The 8,305-nt window shown below is 42.2% G+C and carries 8 protein-coding genes; 3 read left to right on the top strand and 5 right to left on the bottom strand.

Features of this window, described 5'->3' with window-relative positions; all coding sequences use genetic code 11:
* Positions 1–232: 232 nt before the first annotated feature.
* The 3 genes from Q0081_RS06110 to Q0081_RS06100 are packed head-to-tail and all read left to right on the top strand — an operon-like array spanning position 233 to position 1,869.
* On the top strand, positions 233–667 hold the full coding sequence (locus Q0081_RS06110; protein ID WP_298350362.1) for a hypothetical protein: 435 nt from the start codon (positions 233–235) through the stop codon (positions 665–667).
* A 48-nt stretch (positions 668–715) separates the two neighbouring features.
* Positions 716–1,297, top strand: coding sequence for an RNA polymerase sigma factor (locus Q0081_RS06105; protein WP_298350360.1), 582 nt, complete (start codon positions 716–718; stop codon positions 1,295–1,297).
* Complete coding sequence (locus Q0081_RS06100) at positions 1,294–1,869, top strand: hypothetical protein (protein ID WP_298350358.1); 576 nt, start codon at positions 1,294–1,296, stop codon at positions 1,867–1,869. Before Q0081_RS06105 ends, Q0081_RS06100 begins: the two co-directional genes overlap by 4 nt.
* Positions 1,870–1,881: 12 nt before the next feature.
* Here Q0081_RS06100 and Q0081_RS06095 read toward each other — a convergent pair whose 3' ends face one another.
* The 5 genes from Q0081_RS06095 to Q0081_RS06075 form a co-directional block, all read right to left on the bottom strand.
* A complete protein-coding gene (locus Q0081_RS06095; protein WP_298350356.1) occupies positions 1,882–3,483 on the bottom strand; it encodes a hypothetical protein in 1,602 nt (533 codons plus the stop codon).
* Between the two features lie 48 nt (positions 3,484–3,531).
* On the bottom strand, positions 3,532–5,670 hold the full coding sequence (locus Q0081_RS06090) for a hypothetical protein (RefSeq protein WP_298350355.1): 2,139 nt from the start codon (positions 5,668–5,670) through the stop codon (positions 3,532–3,534).
* Positions 5,671–5,672: 2 nt separating this feature from the next.
* On the bottom strand, positions 5,673–6,518 hold the full coding sequence (locus Q0081_RS06085; RefSeq protein ID WP_298350353.1) for a tol-pal system YbgF family protein: 846 nt from the start codon (positions 6,516–6,518) through the stop codon (positions 5,673–5,675).
* 84 nt (positions 6,519–6,602) lie between these two features.
* Positions 6,603–6,959, bottom strand: coding sequence for a transposase (locus Q0081_RS31820; protein ID WP_409034050.1), 357 nt, complete (start codon positions 6,957–6,959; stop codon positions 6,603–6,605).
* 346 nt (positions 6,960–7,305) lie between these two features.
* Positions 7,306–8,253, bottom strand: coding sequence for an ISL3 family transposase (locus Q0081_RS06075; RefSeq protein WP_298350350.1), 948 nt, complete (start codon positions 8,251–8,253; stop codon positions 7,306–7,308).
* Positions 8,254–8,305 lie beyond the last annotated feature (52 nt).

Below are 8,305 nucleotides of genomic sequence, written 5' to 3'. Positions count from 1 at the left end.
TCAGGCACTTCGTCAAATATTTTTTTCCATTCCATCCTCAAAAATACAACCAACAACAATTATATGGCTATTTTTGACCTATGCCCTAAATTAAGATTATTAGGTGCGTTCAACCTGTTATAAATACAGTGATACTGCTTTAGAAAAATAATCCACTTCTTTCACTTACCTTTTCTAATCTGATTTGATTAACATTAAGAAAATCAATTTCTCACTCTTATCAAATCAAACAATGAATAAAATCCTGCTTTCGTTTTTGACCTTCATGGCGATTTCTGTCGCTTCATTTAGTCAATCCTTATATAACCCTTTCAGTCCGCAGCGGTCAAGTCGTTCGGTGTCAAGCAATAATCATTACAATGCACCGACACAAACCAATCCTAACGTTAAGTACCAAGAAAGCTACCAAAGGAGCAACGGTACTTACGTAGAAGGCCACTACAAAACAGAATCTAATAACACCAACTTAGATAACTTTTCTACCCAAGGCAACATCAATCCTTATACACTACAATCGGGTACACGAGCGCAAGATTACTCTCCAGAAGCACTTAACTACGGGCAAGGGCAAGTCATCCAAACAGGTCCCCGGGGTGGCCAGTATTATATTAACGAAAATGGAAGAAAAACGTACGTACCCAAACGGTCAAACAACAACCCTTTTTGATTAAAATAAACTTTACGTATGTTTGGTGGTGCAAACGTTCTTCATTCCATGCCCGCCAAACATTCTACAGATTTTACGCAATCTGAACTATACGAAGCCTTGATGTTGCGAAAAGAATGGGCTTACGACTACTTATACCACGAACTGTCTGGCACATTTACGCATTGGGTGGGACGCAACAACGGCTCTGAAATGGATGCCGAAGATGCTTTTCAGAAAGGGTTACTGAACTTTTTATTGAATCTTGAAACAGGCAGGTATCAGTTTCAAGAAAATGCTAAAATCACGACAGTTGTGTTTGATTACTGTAAGAAAGTATGGTTAAATGAATTGACTTCAAGTAGATTAGCAACAAGAGCAACGATGCCCGACGCTTATAATCCAGCCAATGATACTGACTTACAAAATGACCTCGAACGCGGTGAGTTAATCACCCAAGTACGGGCTGCGCTTCATCAACTCAAAGGCGAATGCCGCCAATTAATTGAGTGGTTTTACATTGATGATTTCTCCCTACGGGAAATAGCTGAAAAGTTGGGAATGAAAGAGTCTTCTACCAAGCAAAAACGCTACGACTGTACCGAAAAACTCAAACAAATTTACTTAAAATTGACCCAACAAAACAAATGAATACGGCTCAGTTTGAACGCATAGAAGCATACCTCCAAAATCGGCTTTCAGAAGTGGAAAGACGAGACTTTGAAGCTGAGATACATGCAAATAGGGCGCTACAGGCGGAAGTCGAAGCTCAACAAAAACTCCGTTTGGGGCTGCGAGCTATGGCCATTGAGAAAAACCTTCGCAATGCCCAAAAGCGCACACAAACCAAACAAATCAAAATGGTATTTTGGGGCAAACCCCGATGGCAAACTTGGGCTGCGGCAACTTCTATTGTACTGGTATTAGGCGTGAGTTGGTGGGTATGGAATTACAATTCAACCCAGAAGGAAAATCAATTTATGGCACTCGCGGAGAAAGAAATGACCGACATTCAATACAAGTCGTTACCTTTTGAGTCTTTACAAAATCTTTCAAAATCGGCTCCCACGCGCAATGCCCACGAGAAAGCGGAGTGGTACATGGCTTTGGTTTACCTAAAAAAAGGGAAAAATAACGAGGCTAAAGTAATTTTAAAACGTATAGCTAATGAGCCTAAACATCTATATCACTCTCAAGCGAAAAGAACTTTGGCTAAGTGGTAATAGCTGCTACAATTATCGCACATTTACTGTCCAAAAATCACGTCCTCCACGACTATTTTCGGACTTCTCACCTGAAATATTGGAATCCGAAAAACCGAATATCAAAAATCCACCGCTCGGTATTGACAAAAGTGTATAAACTTGATCTTCACCACTTCCACCTATCGTTTTATCCCACTGTTTGTTACCATTGGTGTCCATTTTTAGAATCCAATAATCTGCTCCTCCCCGGCTATTTTCTGATTTCTCACCCGAAGCATTTGAGTTTGACCCACCACCAATTAAAAACGCATTGTCCGGTGTCGAGACAATCGCAGTACCAATGTCTTCACCTGTCCCTCCGAATGTTTTATCCCATTGTTTTACTCCGTTAGCATTGACTTTGATAATCCAAAAATCTTCGTTCCCACGACCATTTTCGGTTTTATCTCCTGAGGCATTAGAATTTGAACGTCCGCCAAGCAAGTACCCTCCATCAGACGTTGGCACAATATGATTCATAACATCGCTATTAGTACCTCCAAAAGTTCTATCCCATTGTTTCTGACCATTGCTATTTATCTTGACTGCCCAGAAGTCTGCATTTCCACGAGCGTTTTCGGATTTGTCTGCCGAAGCATTGGAATTTGAATACCCACCCAGTAAAAAGCCACCATCGGAAGTAGCAATCATTCTATCCATAATGTCTCTTCCTGTTCCACCCAAAGTTTTATCCCATTGTCGTTGACCATCAGGGTTGATTTTGATTACCCAATAATCCCAATCGCCTCGACTTTCTTCTGATTTTTCCCCAAAGAGACTCGAATTAGAAGCTCCACCGAGCAAAAAACCGCCATCTGAGGCAGGGACAATGGCAGACATAATGTCATTGGCAGATCCGCCATAAGTTTTATCCCATTGTTTTTGACCGTTCGCATTAATTTTAACGACCCAATAATCCCAATCACCTCGGTTATTCTCGCTTTTATCACCAGAAAAATTGGAGAATGATTGTCCACCCAATAAAAATCCACCATCAGCAGTTGGGGCAATACAAGTGATAAAATCAGAGGCTGATCCTCCAAAGGTTTTGTCCCATTGTTTTTGACCGTTAGCATTAATTTTTACTACCCAAAAATCATCGCTGCCACGGCCATTTTCTGTTTTATCACCTGATATATTTGAAGTCGAACGCCCACCTAAGAGAAAACCACCATCGGAGGTAGCTACCACAACTGATTGCTCATCCGTCCCATTTCCGCCAAAGGTCTTGTCCCATATTTTGGTGATGTAAGGAATCAAAAAGGACTTATTAATCGTAATCTTATCTTCGCACACTGTCTGTATTTCAGCAGTAATGGCCGAGTTTCCACCCGCAGAGGCGGGATAGGTGTAAGTGAAAGTAGCTGTGGTGCTGGTGCCCAGTATCGTCGTTCCTTGTTTCCACGTAATAGGATAAGTAATATCAGCACTACCTCCCACCAATGAGAATGTGTAAATTTTGGGATTGGTCAAGTCGGGTGCCGCTATAATATCCGTTGGTTTTTGACATATTTTCAACGTTTTAGGGACAGGCTCTGACCACTTGCATCCTATCAATACCAATAAAAATAAGTAAAGAATGACTTGTTTCATATATGCGATATTGTCTTGTATTGAAAGTTAATCAAATACCTTTATTTCTTACTTTACTTTTATCACCCAAAAATCACGCCCTCCCCGATTATTTTCTGACTTCTCACCTGAAATGTTTGAATCAGAGTATCCTCCCAGCAAAAATCTGCCATCAGAAGTGGCTGTCATTTTTACTTGATTGTCATCTCCTGAGCCGCCCAAGGTCTTATCCCACTGTTTTTGACCATTTACATTAGTTTTTATAATCCAGTAGTCTCTATTTCCCCGGCTATTTTCTGATTTTTCGCCAGAGATATCAGAACTTGAGCTTCCTGACAGCAGGAAACCACCATCGGCAGTAGATGTAATAGAACTCATTTCATCAATACTTGCCCCTCCCAATGTTTTATCCCATAATTTTTGGCCGTTAGAGTTGATTCTAACAATCCAAAAATCTGTCCCCCCCCTACGTTGCTCTGATTTGTCACCAGAAATATTTGAAGGAGAAGTCCCCCCTAACAAAAAACCGTTATCTGATGTAGGTAATATTGTTTCTAAAACATCATCTTCTACGCCCCCCAGCGTCTTATCCCATTGTTTTTGGCCGTTGCCGCCAATCTTCACTATCCAATAATCCCAACCACCTCGGATATCGTCTGATTTGTCTCCCGATGCGTTTGAGGTAGACCAGCCCCCAAGCAAAAATCCACCATCCGAAGCGGTTGATAGTGTAGTCATGGACTGGGTATTTATCCCGCCAAAAGTTTTGTCCCATTGTTTCTGCCCACTGCTATTTATCTTAACGGCCCAATAATCCGAAATCCCTCTTTTGCCTTCCGATTTAATGCCTGAAATAGTTGAGCTTGAACTTCCTCCTAAAACAAATCCACCATCCATAGCCGCAACAACCCCGCTCATAATATCATCTTCTCCCCCCCCTAGTGTCTTATCCCATTGCTTCTGACCGTTGGCACCAATTTTTACTACCCAATAGTCAAAACCCCCATAACTGTTTTCTGATTTTTCATTTGAAGCATTTGAGTTTGAATAGCCACCGAGCAAAAATCCTCCATCAGAAGTAGCAATAATGCCGGTCATCACGTCAGTCCCCGTTCCGCCAAAAGTTTTATCCCATTGCTTCGTACCATTCGTATTTATTTTCACTACCCAGTAGTCTTCATTCCCTCTCCCGTTTTCAATTTTATCCCCTGAGGCACTTGATCCAGAAAACCCTCCTATCAAATAGCCGCCATCGACAGTCGGCACCATGCCTGCATAAGGTTCGTCTCTTTGGCTGCCTCCAAAGGTTTTATCCCAAATTTTCGTTACATCCTGCACTTGCACATTTGAACTTAGACTAAACATTAACTTTTCGTTACAGACCGTTTCTACGTCGGCCACTATGGTGTAAGTGCCGCTTGCGGCAAAAGTATAGCTGAACATATTTCCTATGGGAAGTTGTTCCTGAATAAGGGGATTATTACCGCTTAACACACGCCAAGTCACGGTCTTAATGTCAGAGGGTACGTCGGTGGCCAATGAGTAAGTAAATACATTATCAGCGTTGCTGAGGGCTACTATTTTGGTGGGCGACGTGCATACTTTTACCGTCACGTTTTTGGTGAGTGTCGTTTGCTCATTGCATATAGTTGCGATTTCTGCCGTTACCACATAGTCGCCTCCAGTGATAACTTTGTGCACAAAGCGTTCGTTAATACTAAGTTGGCTTTCTACAATTATAGTGTTACCTTTTCTTAATCTCCACATGATTGTTTTTACATCGGCAGGGGCATTGGTTGTAAGCATAAATGTCAACTTCTGAAAATCAAGTGCATCAGCCGTCACCGAAATATCGGTAGGCAATGCACAGGTCTTGATAGAGGTATTGGCCGTAAGGGTGATTTTCTCGCCGCAAATCGTCGTCATTTCAGCAGTTACTACAAAATTTCCATCTGCCCCAAAAGTGTAGCCAAAAGTGGCATTATTACTCGTACCCAAGGTTGTTGAGCCTTGTTTCCACGTAACAGGAAAAGCTATATCGGTTGTTACGCCGCTTAATACAAAGGTATATTGTCTTGGATTAGCGGCATTGGCCGTAGCAGTAATAGCGGTAGGTTTTTGGCAAGTTTTCAACGTTTTAAGCGTAGGGTCTTGCCATTCGCAGCCCGTCAGTACCAATAAGAGTAAGTAAAAAATGGCCTTTTTCATGGTTAGAAACTATATCTGAGTGCCAACCCTACGTTTTGAGTACTGGGGTGTAAGTTGAAGCCTGTTTGTTTTTTTGATTTGGGTTTGGTCACCAGCAAAATAATCTCCGTAATAGCTGCTGCCCCCGCTACGCCCAAACACGCGTACATAGTGATTTTATTGTTTTGAAAACTTTTGACGTCTTTATAGGAAGTTTCCCATTGATTGAACGCTGATTGAGTCAAGATAATGTTATCACCGTCGGGGTCGGTTGTTTGGGAGATACTACTAAGGTCGTTGAGTTTGGTTTGGTATTGACTATTGAGTAGATACGCGTAGCCGCCCGCCCCCAAACCTATCACCGCGGTCAAAACTTTTGGAACAAGGCGACGATTGGGCGCAGGAGTCTGCTTCAACGTTATTGCAGGCTTAGTTTCTTTTTTTACCACCTCTTTTTTAGGCTCTAAAGGTATATCCTTCTTCTCTTGTACTGGCTTTGAAGTAGTTACGGGGTTTTGAACTGGGGCAGCAGGTACCTCTTTAGACTCCTCTTTTACCGTTTGAATAGGTGTCTCGGGTTTTTGTTGGGCTTTGATAAACTCATCACAGTTCTGAATCTGTACCCGAATCAAGTCCGATTTGGCAGCGTATTGTAAGGCTTCTTGATAACGCTTTTTAGCTTCAACGTAGTTTTTTTGAGCGTACAGTTTCGTAGCCTCATCAGACCAGTAATCAGTCAAAGTGACCTTTGTAATAGGGTCGTTGGGATTTTCGGTCAAAATTTGCTTCAACAAAACAACAGCTTCTTCGCCCTTACCTGAATTGAGCAATTTAGTGGCATCTTCGCGAAGTTTTGTTAGTTTAGTCACCAAAGTAATGCGTCCTTTGGCGTAAGGGTCATTGTCAAAATTAGGAACTTCGAGACAGTTCCGGTACTGTTTGAGGGTTCATCGTCACATTTGGTGAAAGTCGGGGTTTCCCATCAGGATGACTCTTTTGCGGAGCAACTCAAAACTCGCTCTTCCATACATCTGACGCTTGATATTTTTGAGCCTGTTTACCTGCCCCTCTACTTGGCCGTTGCTCCATTCAGAGGTGAAAGCTTGGAAAATGGCTTTAAAATCCTGTTTAACTCCTCTAACAAATCCTTTCAGCGCTTCCACTCCAGAATCAAGCGCTTTATTACACCAATCCTGTAGTTGATCCCCTTGCTTTGTTTTCATGAGTTGCCTGAATTCTAAACTAATTTCTCTGACGGCTTTGATGAGCGGGTTTTCTTCCAAAAGTTTCTTTAAAAATTCAATGGGCATATAATCTTCCCAATCATTCTGATACATCCCTAACCAAATACTCAATTGTTTGGAAGAATAGTAAGTTGCTTTTACCGACGCCGGCAGTGGTTCCAAGACCGATTTAGGATACTTTCTTACCATGTTATAGACTGTAGCTTGAGAATAGGTGAATCCTTTATCGCTAATTTCTTCATACAATGCTTTGGCCGACTGCTGCCCTTCTTGCCAACGCTGTTGCAGATAGGCCTCAAAATCAAGAATATTACTTCGTTTGCGAGAAGCTTTTGGGACAAACTCTATCCGATTCCAATATTTTGCCACCGTTCTGCGAGACATTTTTAGAGTAGTTGCTATCTTTCTAATACTATATCCCTTCGATTGCAATTCTTTGACTTTTAAACGGTGCGACGACTCGCAAATTGTCCTGATACTTTCCGACAAAAACAGGTTTTTGCAGCTGAGATTCTATAGGAAGCGTTTCCGACTTATCAGCAATAATCTCCTCATTAACAGACTTTTGGTGATAGTTTTGGCTTAATTTGAGCGCTGTTTCTTTAATTTCTCCCCGTTGAGTATCTAAAAATCGCTCTACAGTTTCCGAGAGGTTTTTCAGAATATGCCATCGGTCGGCAATCTGTTCTGCCTGTGGACAGGCTTCTGAAATGGCAGCGGCGTACGTATTTGAACGATCCCTGCTGACAATTTCGATGCTTGGGTGCTCTAACAGCCAGTCGGATAAGGTCTTGGCTTCTCGGTCAGGTAATAAATCAATCACTCGGTGTGTTTCCAAATCGACGATAACAGTCCCATATTTGCGCCCTTTCTTAAACGCCCAGTCATCAACGCCGATAATCTTAGGCGAAATGATGAGAGGAGTACTACATTTTTTAATAAGTCTCAAAACAGTGGAAGCACTTGTCTTAACGGAGAAATACTGAACCTGGCGGGTCGTGGAATTTCCTCCGGATTCCAGCCCTATCCCCGTCAGTACCTGATTCAAACGGTCAAATCGACGAGCATAACTGGCTAAACCCGTGACAAATCTTTCAGTAAATATCAGGCGCGGGCAGTCGGCATTTTTGCAAAAGTATTTCCTGACCTGGAGTTGTAATCGAACTCTTCGGCCACCAGAGGGCAAATCATGGATGATTCGCCCGTAGCAGCTATGGATTTTATGACTAATCTGCCTGCAAAGGGGACAGCAGGTAGAAGAAGCTGTACTTATTACCTGCAAATCAATGCGGTCAGGGTAAAGTTCGTAATCAAGTAGTTCTAAGTCGAGCTCGGAAGGCAAAAGGAAGGCAGAGTCCATTCTTCAAAATTACAACCCAAACCTCGACTTTCACCAAATGTGACGATGAACC

The sequence above is a fragment of the Runella sp. genome (assembly GCF_027484545.1).
Lineage (GTDB): Bacteria > Bacteroidota > Bacteroidia > Cytophagales > Spirosomataceae > Runella.
The sequence above is the reverse complement of the archived record's forward strand: the minus strand, read 5'-3'. Positions and strand labels throughout refer to the sequence as shown.